The sequence below is a fragment of the Haloarcula regularis genome (assembly GCF_029338315.1).
Classification (GTDB): domain Archaea; phylum Halobacteriota; class Halobacteria; order Halobacteriales; family Haloarculaceae; genus Haloarcula; species Haloarcula regularis.
Genome location: NZ_CP119794.1, coordinates 2,345,802 through 2,361,984 on the forward strand (window position 1 = coordinate 2,345,802; position 16,183 = coordinate 2,361,984).

13 protein-coding genes, 1 tRNA gene and 3 pseudogenes are annotated in these 16,183 nt (G+C 65.7%); 5 read left to right on the forward strand and 12 right to left on the reverse strand.

Translation table 11 applies throughout. The features are described from left to right. Window positions 1-50 precede the first annotated feature (50 nt). Window positions 51-227, reverse strand: a pseudogene (locus P1N55_RS19790) (PAS domain-containing protein); the annotation flags it as partial. 105 nt (window positions 228-332) lie between these two features. Between P1N55_RS19790 and P1N55_RS12600 the strand changes: the two are divergent. Further along, window positions 333-710 (forward strand): VOC family protein, encoded by a 378-nt coding sequence (locus tag P1N55_RS12600; protein WP_276275907.1) that lies wholly within the window; start codon window positions 333-335, stop codon window positions 708-710. Window positions 711-766: 56 nt separating this feature from the next. Then, complete coding sequence (locus P1N55_RS12605) at window positions 767-1,030, forward strand: DUF7577 domain-containing protein (protein WP_276275908.1); 264 nt, start codon at window positions 767-769, stop codon at window positions 1,028-1,030. Window positions 1,031-1,281: 251 nt separating this feature from the next. On the opposite strand, the gene P1N55_RS12610 is transcribed toward P1N55_RS12605, so the two are convergent. The 7 genes from P1N55_RS12610 to ilvA all read right to left on the reverse strand — a co-directional run bounded on the left by P1N55_RS12610 (window position 1,282) and on the right by ilvA (window position 9,476). Beyond that, complete coding sequence (locus tag P1N55_RS12610) at window positions 1,282-2,466, reverse strand: sensor histidine kinase (protein ID WP_276275909.1); 1,185 nt, start codon at window positions 2,464-2,466, stop codon at window positions 1,282-1,284. An 886-nt stretch (window positions 2,467-3,352) separates the two neighbouring features. Next, a complete protein-coding gene (locus P1N55_RS12615; RefSeq protein ID WP_276275910.1) occupies window positions 3,353-4,330 on the reverse strand; it encodes a potassium channel family protein in 978 nt (325 codons plus the stop codon). Beyond that, the gene (locus tag P1N55_RS12620) at window positions 4,327-6,990 is read right to left on the reverse strand and encodes a pentapeptide repeat-containing protein (protein WP_276275911.1); all 2,664 of its coding nucleotides are present in this window, start codon (window positions 6,988-6,990) and stop codon (window positions 4,327-4,329) included. The genes P1N55_RS12615 and P1N55_RS12620 overlap by 4 nt, the downstream gene beginning before the upstream one ends. 536 nt (window positions 6,991-7,526) lie before the next feature. Further along, window positions 7,527-7,608, reverse strand: a tRNA-Ser gene (locus tag P1N55_RS12625). A 28-nt stretch (window positions 7,609-7,636) separates the two neighbouring features. Next, window positions 7,637-7,840, reverse strand: coding sequence for a hypothetical protein (locus tag P1N55_RS12630; protein WP_276275912.1), 204 nt, complete (start codon window positions 7,838-7,840; stop codon window positions 7,637-7,639). Next, window positions 7,841-8,218 carry a Rid family detoxifying hydrolase gene (locus P1N55_RS12635; protein ID WP_276275913.1) on the reverse strand — a complete coding sequence of 126 codons (378 nt, stop codon included), beginning with the start codon at window positions 8,216-8,218 and terminating at the stop codon, window positions 7,841-7,843. It abuts the gene before it with no gap. 46 nt (window positions 8,219-8,264) lie between these two features. Continuing rightward, window positions 8,265-9,476: a threonine ammonia-lyase gene (gene ilvA, locus P1N55_RS12640; RefSeq protein WP_276275914.1), complete on the reverse strand. Its 1,212-nt coding sequence runs from the start codon at window positions 9,474-9,476 to the stop codon at window positions 8,265-8,267. Between the two features lie 104 nt (window positions 9,477-9,580). Here ilvA and P1N55_RS12645 point away from each other — a divergent pair. Then, window positions 9,581-11,213: pseudogene (locus P1N55_RS12645) on the forward strand (potassium channel family protein). 445 nt (window positions 11,214-11,658) lie between these two features. Here the strand turns inward: P1N55_RS12645 and citZ are convergent. Then, window positions 11,659-12,803, reverse strand: a pseudogene (citZ, locus tag P1N55_RS12650) (citrate synthase). A 222-nt stretch (window positions 12,804-13,025) separates the two neighbouring features. Here citZ and P1N55_RS12655 point away from each other — a divergent pair. Beyond that, a complete protein-coding gene (locus P1N55_RS12655; RefSeq protein WP_276275915.1) occupies window positions 13,026-14,243 on the forward strand; it encodes a potassium channel family protein in 1,218 nt (405 codons plus the stop codon). Here the strand turns inward: P1N55_RS12655 and P1N55_RS12660 are convergent, their stop codons facing one another. Next, window positions 14,244-14,510, reverse strand: a complete 267-nt coding sequence (locus P1N55_RS12660; protein ID WP_276275916.1) for a DUF7536 family protein — start codon at window positions 14,508-14,510, stop codon at window positions 14,244-14,246. 102 nt (window positions 14,511-14,612) lie between these two features. Here P1N55_RS12660 and P1N55_RS12665 point away from each other — a divergent pair, with 102 nt between their 5' ends. Continuing rightward, window positions 14,613-15,569, forward strand: a complete 957-nt coding sequence (locus P1N55_RS12665; protein WP_276275917.1) for a succinylglutamate desuccinylase/aspartoacylase family protein — start codon at window positions 14,613-14,615, stop codon at window positions 15,567-15,569. 70 nt (window positions 15,570-15,639) lie between these two features. On the opposite strand, the gene P1N55_RS12670 is transcribed toward P1N55_RS12665, so the two are convergent. Beyond that, window positions 15,640-15,858 carry a hypothetical protein gene (locus tag P1N55_RS12670; RefSeq protein WP_276275918.1) on the reverse strand — a complete coding sequence of 73 codons (219 nt, stop codon included), beginning with the start codon at window positions 15,856-15,858 and terminating at the stop codon, window positions 15,640-15,642. A gap of 37 nt (window positions 15,859-15,895) precedes the next feature. Next, window positions 15,896-16,123, reverse strand: a complete 228-nt coding sequence (locus tag P1N55_RS12675; protein WP_276275919.1) for a hypothetical protein — start codon at window positions 16,121-16,123, stop codon at window positions 15,896-15,898. Window positions 16,124-16,183 lie beyond the last annotated feature (60 nt).

Consider the following 16,183-nt stretch of genomic DNA (forward strand, 5'->3'; position numbering starts at 1 on the left):
AAGGCCACGTCGGCGCCGGTCAGCGCCGCGAACTGCTCGTGGACCGACGCCCGGTCGTCTGGGTGGACATACTCGAAGGCGTTCTCGCCGAGCAGACGTTCCGGTTCGTAGCCCAGTATGTGCTCGACGGCCCCGTTGACGTAGGTGTAGGTGCCATCCGGTTCGACGACCGCGACCTTGTCCTGCGTGTACTCGAGCAGGAGCGTCGTCGGTTCGACCCGTCGCATCCTGCGTCGGACATGTAACTCGAGCGGCAAAGGTGCGGCGACGGGCCGGATTACCTGGCTCGCCGGACCGGTACTGTCTTTCGACCCGCCCTCGAACCGCACCGCATGGACCTCGCACACACCGCACTCTGTGTCTCGGACCTCGACCGCGCGATGGATTTTTACGGCGCGCTGGGCCTCGAGGAGACCCACCGGTTCACCCTGGACGGCGTCGAGAACGTCTACCTGGCCGACGGCGGCGAGGGCGACGGCGACATCCAGCTCCGCTACGACCCCGACCGGACGACGCCCATCGCCCCGTCGCGGGCCGACGTCGACCACGTCGCGTTCACCGTCGACGACGTCGAGGCCGCCTACGAGCGGGCGCTCTCGGCCGGCGCCGCGCCGGTGCTCGAACCGACCGAGATCGAGGCCGCCGACGCCGAAGCCGCGTTCGTCGAGGACCCCGACGGGTACACGCTCGAGCTCTTCCGCCACGTCTGAGTGGGGCCGGCCCACGCGACCACAGGAACTACTCGCGCCCGGCACGTAACGTGCACATGGTCTCGTTCGGGGAGGTGTACGTCGTCGTCCTCACCGCCATGGCACTGGTGGCCCTCGCCGCGGCGCTCCCGGTACTGGTCCGTATCGTCGTCGACGGACGCGAGCGCTGGCGCGAGGGCGTGCCCGACGCGCGTGAACAGCGGTCGGGAGACGCCGACCCCAGCGACCCGGTGCCGTCGGGCGGGTGGCGCTGTGGCCACTGCGGCACGGTCAACGAGCGCGGGTTCCGGTACTGCCGGGAGTGCGTCGAGACGCTATAGCCGCCCCCCTGCTCGAACCCGAGGACGTTTCTCGGCCGGGCGCGAATCCATCCCACATGGACGTCGCCGACTCCCTCGTGGAGGCCGCCGTCACCGTCTCGGACGGACGAGCGCTACGCCGTCGTGAAAGCCGACCGGCCGGACCCGGACGCCTCCGTGGCAACCGAGCTCTGTATCTCGGACGGTGTTCCTGACAGGGGTCGAGTAGTTGACGCAGGTGTTGTTGTACACACCGGGCAAATCCCCCAATCTCACTCAGTCGGTGGTTCCGTCAAATCCGCACCCGTCTTTCTCTGTCCACTGGCGCCGTCTCCGTGAGCAATATCCCGATCAGCCTTCCGGAATTCCAATATCACACGTGTTCCCCGGGGCTCGTTATCCTCAATCCAGATGTCGCCGTCGCTCAGTGACATGGTCGTTTCAGCCAAATAGAGGCCGAGTCCCTCTCCGAGACTATCCTGGCCGTGTTCCCCCCGTTCGAAGTATCCCGTTTTGTATTCATCCGAGATCCCGGGACCGTTATCCGCAATACTCACTCGTACCGCGTCTTCATCTTCCGTCACGTCGCTCCATACCCTGGGCGTGTCGGAATCGTTGTGCTTGACGGCGTTTTCGAGTAAGTTTTCGAAAACCACGCCGGTAAGCTCGTTGCCTCTGACGTACATCTCGTCGGGGACGTTCACATCAAATTCCGCTTCTGGAAAGATGCGCCTGGCAACGCTGACCTCCTCTTCCAGCACTTCAGCCAATTTGACGTTCGTAATTGGTATCTCTCCGGCGAGTGTTGTGACCACAGATCGGATATCCTCGACGTACTCGGCCATTCGCTCGCTCCGATTTTCTATGAGCTCGATACTCCGTTGACGGTTCCGGGGACTCCCATCCTTGAGCCCCTCGACCGCTCCCAGAATGACTGTCAGCCCGTTTAGCACGTGATGGCGAAGGATGCGATTGAGAAACAGGAGCCGCTGTTCGTGTCGATTCGAGAGTTCGGCAGCCGCTTTCGCGCGCTCAACTTGTCCTGCCCGTTTTCGAACTCGCACTTGCTGCCAGCCAAATAGTAACCCAGCGACCCCACCAGTGTTGGCGGCCATGAGTAATATAAATGCGGCATCAGCAGCCGTGAGGACCTCCATGGTGACGTCAGGCGACAGCCGCGAGTCAAGCAGATGTAATCCATAGAGTGTGAAGGCTACGCTCATTCCCAGAGATCCGCCGATTGCACCGCGCCAATAATCCGTGTCGCTAGTAAAATCCTCGTTACGCTGGTGTAGAAACCCTAACATCGCCGCTGGTATACCGATAAGGATTGATACTTCGAATAGCGACTGGAACACCGTTTCGTGAGCATGGAACAACAGATGGATCGTTCCAAGAACCAGGTGGGCAAGTATCCCCCCATAGAGGGCCTGACGACCGCCGATGAGATTTGGCACACTGAATTCTTCGAAGGGGTCTTGGGACACTACGATACCACTCTTCTTTCACAACTCCGTTTCATACAGACATAGATTACGGTCTAATTTTGTTCAATTTGGACCGATGTCCGCATCGTCGGACTATCGTCCATCCATTCTTACTGAGAGTTCCAGATACCATCTCCGCCTCCGATATGAGTGGTGACAAGATTCTCTGTATCGGTCACGCCGTTACTGACAAATACCGGTTCGCTAGGTTGGCCCTGCTACCGCGACGGCTTCGAGGAGACGAACCCGAAAGTCGGCGAGGAGGTATTACACTTCGTAGGGAGAAAGAGCGTCACGCATCTTATCTACGGCGTTATCCTGTTTTTTGCTACCTTTCGAAGGGTACCTCATCTTACATCCGAACGGTTCACGAGTGAAAGTCGCATACCACGTGTCGTCGTCAAAGTCTCCCACTTCGTACTTTGTTCTCCTTCTTTTTTATCTCGCCGTGGTTTGTCGCGTTTGCTGCTATATTTGCCGCCCCTCGTGGATCCTTCTCCAACAACACTTCCGAGGCCATATGACAGATCTATTTTGATACATTTTTATTGTTTCGTTCGCGGGAGTCTTGTCCTGTAATGTATCCACCTCTCGCGGTGTGTCACACGTATGATGACTGTCGTCGGTTCCGACAAACTCCGATATTCACGCTTTTGCATTTCACATCGTGCTGACGATATCTCTCTGCATCTTACACGCCGGTACTGAAAACATCTGGTTAGTTCGTCGAGGCCGCGCTGCATACGGGAGCGAATCTCGCGTGGTGCTCACTCGGCGAGTAGCGAGCGGAACTGGTATATTAATAACTTTATATTTTGGGCCGGCCGAGTGTTGCGGGGCGTACCCACGAGACTGTTCACCACGCGACGCGTCGGCCGATGACGAAGACGACCAGCGCCACGAGGAGCGCGCCGATGAACGATTCGGTGCTCGCGAGCGCCCGCGAGATGGGGCCGACCGGCTGAATATCACCGTACCCGAGCGTCGTGAAGGTGACGACGCTGAAATAGAGGTTCTTGCTCAGGATCACGAGTCCCTCCCGGGTGAGCAACTGCGCGGGACCATCGAGGCCCGTGGTGGTGATTCCGGTCGTCTGATCTGCGGCACCTCGCGAGAGGAACGCGTAGAACAGGCCCCAGACGACGATTGCGACGACCGAGACGTAGACGACGCGCCAGAGTCGCTCGCCGTAGCCACACGACCAGTGGAGAAGCCGGTTGCCGAACCACTTGCCCGCCGCGGTGACCCGCTCTATCGGTCCCTCACCCGTCAGGGCGAGTCGCGCGTTCTTGTGCCGGCGGTGGTGCATCTCCTGGATAAAGAACTCGGCCGCCGCTTTCCGGTCGCCGACCTGGTCGGCGCCGTTTTTGGCGCCGAGATACGTATTCTCGAGTTCGCCGGGGTCCGGGTCGAGCGTCCCACCGTCGAAGTCAAACAGGTCCCCGTACTCGTCGCGCAGTTCCTCGGGATCGTCGTAGGTGATCGCTTCCTCGAGGAGTTCGATCACCTCGTCCCCGACTCCCGACCCGTCGAGCAACTCATCGAGTAGCGAACCCGTGCGCTCGTCGTCGAGTTCCGCGGGGTCGAGGTTCGCGAGCCAGTCGGCCTTGTCGGCTCCGATGTCGGCGCCGTCGAGAACGGTGTGGATCTGCCAGCCGGCCGCCGAGAGCTCCTCCTTGTACGGGCCGAAATCGAAGCCGTCGAAGGTGGTGTTCAGGAACCTGAAATGCTCGAACAGCGTTGCAGCCTCGGTGTCGTTGAAGACGCTCAACGTGACATCGCCGATGGTCGTGTCGCTACAGTCGTAGACGACGCCCTCGCCTCCGGGGATCATGATACCCCGCCCGCGAGCCTCGCTCCCGAGAGGTCGATGACGCCGTCATCGGCCGTCGTCCGGGTGAACTCCCCTCGCTCGATGGTCGCCCACCTGAGGTCTGCACCCCGGCTGAACGTCGTATCTGTGAAATCAACGGACTCCTCGAACTCGGCTGTCGAGAACGTGGCCTGGGCCCGGAACGTGGCTTCCTCGAAGGACATCACCCGGGCGAAGGTCGTCCTGGTAAACGAGGCCGGGCCCCGGAACGCCGTCCCACTGAACGAACCGCCCCGCTCGAAGACGGACTCGCTGAATTCCGTCTCCCCCTCGACCGCCCCGTTGGCAAAGAGGAAGTTCCCGGGGGCGCTCAGCCGAAATGCGTTCAGGTCGCCGTCGACACTCGTCCCCGCGGCCTGGAAGCCGTTCTCGAACGTTGCCTTGTGAAGGTCGAAGTCGCCTCCGATATCGACGTTCATGAGCCGAAAGATGTCCTGTGCACGGAACGCCTGGAGATCGCAGTCGCCGCCGACCACCCCGCCGTCCACGCTGACCCGTCTCGCCTGGGTCCCGACGGCGGTGAGATCGCCGTCCACCTGTAGCTCTTCGAGCAGGAAGTTCCCCCGTACGCGGGCACTCGTGAGGTCGAAATCCCCGCCAATGCGTATCTCGTCGCCCTGTATCGAACTTTCGATGGTCGCTTTCCCGAGGATGAAATCCCCGCTGACCGCCAGGCCGCTGACCCGGACTGATTGTGTCGTGGTGAGCGACCGGACGTTACAGTCCCCGCCGATCGTCGCATCGTGGAGGTGGAGCCGGCGGGCCTTCGTTCCGGTCAGTTTCACGCCCTGTTCGAACGTGGCGTCGGTCATGTCGAGCGTATCTTCGACTGTCAGCTTCCCGAACGACGCCGCTCCTTCCACGGTCGTCCCCTCGAACCCGGCCTTCTCGGTGAACCGCGCCCCGGAAAACGTCGTCTCCCCCGCGAAGCGGCCGCCGTCGAAGTAGGTGTTCCCCTCGAAGGTACTTTCACCGAACGACGCGGCCCCGAAGACGGCGTCCTCGAAGTCGGCAAGCATCTCGAAGGTCGCTATCTCGAAGTCGGTCCGCCCCGTCACGGTCAGGCCCTCCGCCTTCAGGGGCTGGCTGACGGTCAACCGCCGGCACGAGAGGTCCCCCTCGACGTGGGCGTGTCGCAGGTCGATCGGGAAGTTGTCCCCCGTCCCGAGAATGGCAAACGAGAGGTCCACGTCGCCGAATCTGGCTCCCACGAGTTCCTTCTTGCGACGACCCTCGCTCGTCAGCGTCTCCAGCAGCGCCTCCGTGACCACCTCGTCGTCCTTTTCGCTTATGGGTGCGTGGAACGTACAGAACTCGCTCCCCTCTCTCCGTTCGTGAGGACACTTCCAGGTCTTGATGCCGATCTCGCGGGTGTAGACACAGCCGTCACGTCCGTCTTCGAGGGTGACCGCCTCGTCGGCGACGTAGTCCGCCGTCGCCGACACGTCGCCGACCGACGGATCGTCGTCGATGACTTCCCCGACCGCGCCGATGACCGATTCGATGCTCGTCCGGCTGCCATCGAGGACATCCTCCAGGGCGCTATCGCCATCAGCGTCGTCTTCGTGGGCCGGGACGGTCGTATCCCCCCGCCGGATCGACGCGACAGTGCTTCCAGGGTCTCCGTCGACGGCAACACCCGCGTCCGTCAGGGCTGTCGTGACTGCCTCTCGGTCGGCCCCGACGAGGTCGGTCAGCGTGTCGGCGGCAACTTCGCTGACGTAGTCTGGCCCCAGCGCCAGTGCCTCGACGAGTTCGTCGGCGTGAGACGCGACCGCATCTGGGTGGTCCGCGACGACCGCGCGCAGGGCATCGATGGTGTAGTACCGCGTCTCGTCGTGGTCGTCCGTGACTGCCTGATCGAACGCGTCGGCCACTGGTGCAACCGCCCCGGGGTCCGCGTCCGCGATAGCGGAGAGCGCGTGGGCAGCCAGTTCCCTGACGTCCTCGTCCTCGTCGTCGAGCTGGCCCGCGAACGCGGCCGCGTGCTCGCTCACAGCGTCGGGATCACGGGTCGCGACCCTCTTGAGCGCCAGCGTCGCGTGATACCGAGGCCCGACGTGGTCGTCGTCGAACCGCCCGACGAGGGCGTCACAGTGGGTGGCGACGACACCCGGTGTCACCTTCGCGGCGACGACGAACCCCGCGGTCGCGGTGTTCCGGGCCTCGGGCTCGTCGTCGAGGTCAACGGCCAGATCCGCCAATACGGTCTCGACGGCGTCCGCCACCGCCTCCGGATGCGTCTCGGCGACGGCTTCCAACACGTCACCGGCCTTGTTGCGGACGTCGCTCTCCGTGTCGCCGAGTCGGCCCGCGATCGGGTGGAGGGCTCCGAGCAGACGGTCGGGGTGGTCGCTCGCGACGCGTTCGAGCGTCAGAGCCGCGTTGTGGCGGACGACTTCGTGGGCGTCCGAGAGGCGATCGACCACTGCCGGACGGACGTCCGCGACTGCGTCCGGGTGCGCGAGTGCGACGCGCGCGAGCGCGAGCATTGCCTGGTTACGCTCGCTCGCGTCCGCCCGGTCTGTCTCGGCTGCGATTGCCGGCACCTCGTCTACGACCTCGTCCGGGGTCTCGTCGGCGGCCGTCGCCCACGACTCGAGCTGCTGCTCGCTGACCATGATAAGAGCGACACGAACACAGACTATTCAGTGTGTTGACTGTCATCATTTCTGAGTCTCACCCGCTGCAGTTCATGTGCACGCCAGCTTTCAGATTCATACTTCTTGCTTTTGACAATTGATCCGACGGTAATCCATCGACACAGTCAAAAAATGCCATCTGCTGTCGTCTGAGTACGGATATTCGCTGTCGTGTCTCTCCCGCAAGCGAAGCGAGTGGTTTCACGGAATCGCCGCTGCGCGGCGATTTCGTCGCTTTCGCCGCCGGAAGACTCGCGGGGCTCGTCTTCCGAGCCGTGCTTCGATCGGCACGACCGCGGTTTTCGAGGCGGGTCCCCCCAGCGAGCCGACGGCTCGTGAGGCAACCCGACGAGAAAAAAGGTGATCCGTCGGGACCGGAATTTGAACCGGAGGAAGACGATCGCTCACTCCGTTCGCGCTGCGATTTCCTGGGATTCAAAGTCCACTGCGGTGGTTCACACCGCTCGCGGGTGACGAGCACACAAGGTGCTCGTCGGCGTTGTTCGCGGGAGAAGCGCCAGGACTGGGATTTGAACCCAGAATCCCGAAAGGGAACACGCTTTCCAGGCGTGCGCCTTACCGTTCGGCCATCCTGGCTCGCACTCGAGCATCAGACGGCGGGTGGTTAAGGACTTTCGTTTCCGGGCAGGCGGGCCTGCGTCAGGTAGGTCAGGCCCGTCGCGCCGGCCGCGACCAGTGCGGCGACGCCGAACTTCACGCCGAGGGCGAGCGGTCGCGCTGCGAGCAGTTCGTAGCCCTGGAGCAAGACGAGGAAGGCGAGGCCGCCGACGGCGCCCCACAGCAGGCTGGATTTCGTTCGCGGCCGCATCTACCGGGCGGCCACGGCCTCGATCTCGACGGCGACGCCCTTCGGGAGGTCCTTGACGGCGACGGCCGAGCGGGCGGGCGGCTCGTCGTCGAAGAACGTCTCGTAGGTGTCGTTCATCGCGTCGAAGTCGTCGATGTCGGCCAGGAACACGGTCACCTTCAGGACGCTGTCCATGTCGGTGTCCGCCTCGGCGAGGATGGCGGCGACGTTCTCCAGGGCCTGTTCGGTCTGGACGTCGACGGCGGCCCCGTCCAGCAGGTCACCGTCGGGAGTCAGCGGAATCTGGCCGGCGGTGAACACGAGGTCGTCGGTGGTCGTCGCCTGGCTGTACGCGCCGACGGCGGCGGGCGCCTCGTCGGTACTGACGATCTCTCTCATACCGGAGCGGGGACCGCCTGGCTAATAAATCCCGAGTGGGCCGGGCTCAGACCAGCACGTCGACCTCGTAGCCGTGCTCGCGAAGCGCCGAGAGCAGCGTCTCGACGTGCTCGGGGCCCCGGGTTTCGAGGTCAAGTTCCACCTCGGCGTCGTTCATCGCCACGTCGCGACTGGTCCGGTCGTGCTCGATGGCGTAGATGTTGGCCCGCTGGGCCGAGATAATTTCGACCAGTTCCTCGAGCGCGCCGGGCCGGTCCTTGAGGACCGTCCGCAGCTTGAGATAGCGCCCGGTCTCGACCAGGCCCCGCATGACGACGTTGGTCAGCATGTTCAGGTCGATGTTGCCCCCACACAGCGCCGGGACGACGGTCTCGCCGTCGTCGTAGTCGAACGTCTCCTCGAGGACCGCGGCGAGCGCGACGGCACCGGCGCCCTCGGCGAGGGTCTTCGAACGCTCGAGCAGCGTCGTCAGCGCCACCGCTATCTCGGGGTCGGTGACGGTCACCACCTCGTCGACGCGGTCCTGGATGATCTCGAAGGTCTTCTCGCCGACGGTCCGGGTGGCGATGCCGTCGGCGATGGTCTCGACGGCGTTGCGCTGGACCCGGCGCCCCTTGCGCAGCGACTCGGCGACGCTGGAGGCGCCCTCGGCCTGGACGCCGACGACGCGGATGTCCTCGCGCTTGCCCTTCAGCGCGGTGGCGACGCCGCTGATGAGGCCCCCGCCGCCGATGGGGACGACCACCGTCTCGATCTCGGGCAGGTCGTCGTATATCTCGAGGCCGATGGTCCCCTGGCCGGCCATGACCTGCTCGTCGTCGAAGGCGTGGATGTAGGTCCGGCCCTCCTCGCGCTCGATCTCGTGGGCGCGCTCGGCCGCGGCGTCGTAGTCCCGGCCCGCGAGAACGACCTCGCCGCCGTAACTGCGGGTGGCCTTGACCTTCGAGACCGGCGCGTGCTCGGGCATGACGATCTTCGAGTCGACGCCGATGCGCGTCGCGGCCAGGGCGACCCCCTGGGCGTGGTTGCCCGCGCTGGCGGTGACGACACCGTTCTCGCGTTCCGCCGGTGAGAGGGTCGCGATGCGGTTGGTCGCCCCGCGGATCTTGAACGACCCCGTGCGCTGGAACAGCTCGAGCTTGAGGTGGACGTCCGCGCCGGTCATCGCAGAGAAGGTGTGCGAGTAGTCCAGCGGTGTGTGGCGCGCCGTCTGGCTCACCCGGTCCTGGGCCGCCAGCACGTCCTCGAACGAGAGCATGCCCGGCCCTACTCGTCGGGAGGTGTTAGATCTGCGGGAACGGGCACCGACATCGCGGGACGGCGGCAGAACTGTTTTATCGCCACTGGGCCACGTACCGGTAGATGGACACCTGGATGCGGCGGACCGCCTACTACGTCGCAGGGCTGGCGGTCGTCATCGTCGCCTACGCCGTCGCCTACGACTACGGGATGACGGCCTGGGAGTCGGACCCCCGGGACTTCCTCCACTCGCTACAGGTCGTCGTCGAAACGTTCACCACCACGGGCTTTGGCTCCGATTCGCCCTGGGAGAGCACGGGGATGCGCCTGCTTGTCATCGTGATGGACGTCACCGGCGTCGTGCTCATCTTCCTGGCGCTGCCGGTGTTGCTGTTCCCGCTGTTCGAGGAGGCGATGGCGACCTCCGCGCCGACGCGTGTCGAGGGACCTGTCGGACCACGTCGTCATCTGCCGATTTACCCCCCGCGGGGAGACGCTGGTCACCGAACTCGAGACCTGGGACGTCCCGTACGTCATCGTCGAGGCCGACCGCGACCGGGCGAACGAGCTGTACGCCGAGGGGTACCACGTCATCCACGCCGACCCCCAGTCGGTCGATGGGCTCCGGGGGGCCTGCCTCTCCTCGGCGCGCTCGCTGGTCGCCGACGCCTCCGACCAGGTCAACACGAGCATCATCCTCACGGCCCGCGAGGTCGACGAATCGGTCCAGACCGTCAGCGTCGTCGAGGAGCCCAGTCGCGCGAAGTACCACGACCTGGCGGGGGCCGACGCCGTCGTCTCTCCCCGTCGCATCCTCGGCGAGAGCCTCGCCAGCAAGGTCACGACGGGCGTCTCGACGACGCTGGGCGACTCCATCGAGGTGGGCGAGGACTTCGACATCGCCGAACTCCCGATCCACCGCGGGAGCGACCTGGTGGGGACGACGCTCGAGGACAGCGGCATCCGCGAGCGAACGGGCGTCAACGTCATCGGCGCCTGGTTCCGCGGGCAGTTCGTCAGTCCACCCTCGCCGGACGCCGAACTCGACGGGAGCACCGTGTTGCTGGCGTCGGGGACCGAGTCACAGCTCGAACGGCTCAAGGAGATGACGATGTCGTCGGTCCACGACTTCAAGCGGGGCAAGACCGTCGTCGTCGGCTACGGCGAGGTAGGACAGACCGTCACCGCGGCGCTGACCACCACCGGGGTCCCCCACACCGTCCTCGACCGGGAGGACAAGCCCGGCGTCGACGTGGTCGGCGACGCCACCGAACCGGAGGTGCTCCAGGCCGCCCGCATCGACGAGGCCCGAACGGTCATCCTCGCTATCTCTCAGGACACCGAGACGGAGTTCGCGACGCTCGTCGTCCGGGACCTGGACCCCGACGTGGAGGTCATCGCCCGCGCCGAGGAGACCAACAACGTCAAGAAGATGTACCGCGCCGGCGCCGACTACGTCCTCTCGCTGGCGACGGTCAGCGGACGGATGCTCGCCTCGACCATCTTAGAGGAGGAAGACGTCATCTCGATGGACCAGCAGGTCGAGATCGTCCGCGTCTCGCCGCAGCGACTGGGCGAGACGACGCTGGGCGAGGCCGACATCCGCTCGCGGACGGGGTGTACGGTCATCGCCGTCGAGCGCAACGGCGACGTGCTGACGGACCTCGGGCCCGACGTCCACATCGACTCGACGGACCAACTCGTCATCGCGGGCACCGACGAGGGCGTCGACCGCTTTACCGACCTGTTCGGGTAGCGGGACTGAACCCCTCCGATTCGACGTCTACCGTTCCTCGAGCGGGACGAACGTCGTCTCGTCCGTGTCGGGGCCGGTATAACGGGCACGCGGGCGGATCAGCCGCTCGCCCTCCACCTTTTTCGTCGTTGGGTTTCCTCGCGAGCCGTCGGCTCGCTGCGGGAACCCGCCTCGAAAAATCTGGACCAAAAAGCCGAACGCTCGTTGCACTCGCGTTCGGTCACGTGCCGCGGGTACGACACCGTCGGGCTACCGTTCCTCGAGCGGGACGAACGTCGTCTCGTCCGTGTCGGGGCCGGTATAACGGGCACGCGGGCGGATCAGCCGCTCGCCCTCCACCTTTTTCGTCGTTGGGTGTGCTCGCTTCGCTTCGCACACCACGCCTCGAAAAACGTGGGCGAAAAACCCGGCCCGTCGCTTCGCTCGGGCCGGTGACGACTCCTGCTTACCGTTCCTCGAGCGGGACGAACGTCGTCTCGTCCGTGTCGGGGCCGGTATAACGGGCACGCGGGCGGATGAGGCGGTTGTCCTCGATGTACTCCAGCACGTGGGCGACCCAGCCGCCGACGCGGGACATCGCGAAGATGGGGGTGTAGATGTCGATGGGGATGCCCATCTGGTAGTACGTCGAGGCCGAGTAGAAGTCGACGTTGGGGGCCAGCCCCTTCTCCTCCATGAGGTAGTCCTCGATGGTGGTGGACATCTCGTACCATTTCAGCGACCCGGCGGCCTCGCCCAGCTCTTTCGAGCGCTCGCCGAGAATCTTCGCGCGCGGGTCCTTGACGTTGTAGACGCGGTGGCCGAAGCCGGAGACGCGCCGTCCCTCGTCCAGCGCCGCCTGGACCCACTCGAGGGGGTCCTGGTCGGCGTCGTCGACCTCTTTGAGCATCTCCATGACGTCCTGGTTGGCGCCGCCGTGGAGGGGGCCTTTCAGTGTGCCGATGGCTGAGGTGACGGAGCTGTGGACGTCCGATAGTGTCGAGGCCGTGACCATCGCCGAGAACGTCGAGGCGTTGAGGCCGTGGTCGGCGTGGAGGACGAGCGCCTGGTCGAAGACGTCGGCCAGCACGTCGTCGGGTTCCTCGCCGTTGAGCATGTAGAGGAAGTTCGCGGCGTGACCGAGGTCCGCTCGGGGCTCGACCGGCTCCTCGTCGTTCCTGATGCGGGCGAAGGCGGCGAGGATGGTCGGGATCTTGGCCGTGATGCGGCGCCCCTTCGCGAGGTTGACGGCCTCGTCCGTCGGTTCGGCGTCCTCGGGTGCGGGGTCGTACGCCGAGAGCATCGAGACGGCCGTCCGGAGCGCGGCCATCGGCTCCTCGCCGGACTCGGCCAGTTCGCGGACCGTCGCCACCAGTCCGTCGTCGACGGCCCGCTCGCTCACCATCGCCTCCTCGAAGTCAGCCAGTTCGGCCTCGTCCGGGAGATGGCCGTGCCAGAGCAGATACAGCACCTCTTCGTAACTGGCGCCCTTCGCGAGGTCCTCGATGGTGTACCCGCGGTAGACGGCTTGCCCACGTCGCCGTCGATCATGCTCAGATCGGATTCGGCGACGAGGACTCCCTCGAGCCCTTTTTTGAGGTCGTCGGACATACCCGAACGGTACCATACCTGCCGGGAAAAACATTTTCTTTCATCGCCTTCGTCTCACACACTCACACGTGTGGCGTCGGGGGCTGTTGCGACAATGTCCACCTCTCGTGGCCAGATACTGCCGAACGTCAAGGTTTCGCCGGCTGTCCGTGACGGGGTCACAGCCGGCCCGACCCCGTGCGGTGAGGAACGTTTTTCCTCGGCGGCGCCGAACCGACGGCCATGGACCCGACGGTATCCGTCGAGTACGAACCGGTCAGCGTCAAGGCGGTGCTGGCCGAGATGAAAGACACCGCGGAGCTGCTCATCGACCTCTCGTACTCGGCGGTGCTGCTCGGGAGCGACGACGTGGCCGCCGAGGTGCTGGAACTGGAGTCGAAGATGGACGTCCTCCAGATGCGCGCCCGGATGAGCATGCTGATGGCGTGTCGGTCGACCGACGACGCTGAGGCGCTGGCCCCGGTGCTGGGGATGGTCGGCGCCGCGGAGAAGATCAGCGACGCCGCCGGCGACATCGCGAAGGTGGTCTTAGAGGACATCGGCCTGCCCGAGTCCATGCGGGCGGCGCTGCCGGAGGCCGTCGAGACGCTGGTCCGGGCGACCGTCGCCCCCGACTCGCCGCTGGCCGGCGAGACGCTGGGTGCGCTGAACTTAGAGACGAACACGGGCGTGCGCGTCATCGCCATCCGGCGCCAGGGGACGTGGCTGTTCAACCCCGACCGCGAGACGGCCATCGAGGCCGACGACGTGGTGCTCTTTCGAGGGCCGGAAAGCGGCGTGACCGATATCTACCGCGAGGCGACCGGCGACGACTACGACCCGCCCGACCCGCCGGCGGCGGGCCTACAGGACTTAGAGCGGGCCGTCGACTCCATCGTCGTCATGAAGGACATGGGCGAGCTCGCCGTCGACCTGGCCTACGGCGCGGTGCTGTTCGACAGCCAGGAGGTCGCCGAGGAGGTCATGGAACTGGAGGCGGAGGTCGACGCCCTGCAGTCCCGCTTCGAGGTGTGGGTGCTCCGGGCGGCCGCCGACATCGACGACCCCGTCTCGCTGCGGGGGCTGGTCCACCTGGCCCGGTCGACGGAGGTCATCTCCGACGCCGCCCAGGAGATAAGCGAGGGCGTGATGCGGGGCCTCTCGACCCACCCGGTCGTCGCCGAGGCCGTCCAGGAGTCCGACGAGATAATCGTGCGGACGACGGTCACCGCCGACAGCGCCCTCGCGGGCACCACCATCGGCGACGCCGAAGTGAAGACGGCGACGGGGATGCGCATCATCGCCATCCGGCGGGCCGGCGAGAGCGCCCGGACCGGCCGCGAGGACGCCGACTGGGTCGTCTCGCCGGGGCCGGAGACGCCGCTGCGGGCGGGAGACGTCCTCATCGCGAAGGGGACCCGCTCGGGGTCCGAGCGCCTGACCGACCTGGCCGGCCAGTAGTCAGGGGGCGTCGGCCCGGGCGAGTCTGACCGCCGAGACGACGGTCAACAGTACCGTCAACAGTCCCCCGAGCGACGCCGCGAGGACGAACGCCAGCGCGAGGTAGAGATACGCCGGCCGCTGGGTCCCCGGCAGGACGAAGAGCCCGAATATCGCGGCGGTCACTACCAGCGCGCCCGCGAAGCCGACTTTCGCGTTCCGGGGGACGTTCAGCGCCGCGACCATGGCGGCCTTGCCGCTCTGTCGCTGTCCGTCGGAGTCTGACACGAGCGCCGGTACGGCCGCGACCCAAATGACGCCGTCGGTCCGCGTCGGGCCGGATGAGCGAAATCCGAACCAGTAAAAACGCCCGTCACGAAAGTGGGCGCAATGGAAACGTTCGGCACCGCCAGTGCTGCGCCTGGCGAAGTGGACACGGGGCGCCTGACGGTCGGGGAGACGCGGGACGGGAGTCCCGTAGGTCTCCCGGTCGCCGTGGTCAACGGCGCCGCCGACGGGAAGCGACTCTACGTGCAGGCCGCGAGCGACGGCGACGAGTTGAACGGCGTCGGCGTCGTCCGGCGACTGCTCCCGCGACTCGACCCCGCCGACGTCTCGGGGACGATTCTCGTCTGTGGCGTCGTCAACTACCACGCCTTCCAGGTCGCGGAGCACCGCAACCCCATCGACGACACGAAGATGAACCGGGCCTACCCGGGCGACGAAAACGGCACCTCGAGCGAACGCATCGCCGCGGCCACCTACGACGCGGCGGTGAGTGCCGACCTGGTCGTCGACCTCCACCAGGGGTCGACCTCACGGATGATAGACGAGTGTCGGGTCCGCTGTGGCTCGCGCCACCACCTCCACGAGGAGTGTCTCGAGCTCGCCCGCGTGTTCGGTTGCGGCTACATCTTAGACCAGAAGGGCCCCGACGGCCAGCTGGCCCGGACGGCCCCGGACGACGGCGTCCCCACTATCGACCCGGAACTGGGCGGGGCCGTCGGCTGGGACGAGGACTCCATCCGGGCCGGCGTCGATGGGATGTTCAACGTCCTGCGCTACTACGGCTTCCTCGACGGGCAGTGCCGGCCCCGGCCACAGACCCGCGCCAGCGGCTTCGAACAGTACGGCTCGCCGGTCGGCGGGCTCGTGGACTTCCAGGTCGACCTCGGCGAGCGGGTCTCGCGCGGGCAGGCGCTGTTCGAGGTGACCGACGTCTTCGGCGAGACGAAAGCCGAAATTACCGCCGACTCGGCGGGCATCTTCTGGCGCTCGCGGCGCCTCCCGCAGGTCGCGACCGGCGAGTACGTCTGTTCGGTCGGGACCGACGTCGACACGTACTGAGAGCGACTCCCCCTCGGCCAGTTCGACACTCCGGCACCGCGCGGTCGAAGTGGCGGACGGATACGACGGCTCAGCGCCACTCCAGCAGCGAGACTGCCGTGTCGGCGTCCACCGAGAGCCACGCCGTGTCCGCGGCCGCCCCGCGGCTGTCGTCGTAACAGATGTACCGGTCGGTCCCGTCCGAGCGCGTCCGGACCACTGCCGGCAAAACGCCGTCCGACGGGTCCGCCGTCGGTCCGCCCTCGACCGTGTACCAGTGGTCCGCGCCCATGTAGGGTCCGTCGCTCAACGGCTGTATTGTTACCACCCCGTTACCCGGAACTGGGTCACCTTACGGCCTCGACGTCGACGAGCGTGGCCGCGTCGACGGCCACCCACTGGTCGGCCACTCGGTGTGCCGGCGCCGCTTTCGGGTAGAGGAGCACCCGAGGCGGGCCGTTCGCCGTCGGTTCGGCCTCGGCGACGAGGACCTCGTCGGCGAAGTCGTCCTGGGGGAGGGGGTCCCCGCCGGCGACGGGCCCGTCGCCGGCGGCGGTGCGCCAGTTGGTGCTCATTACTCACCGATAGACGCTCCGTAGTCATTGTTATGAGCGGGGTAATGGGAGTCGGGGCCG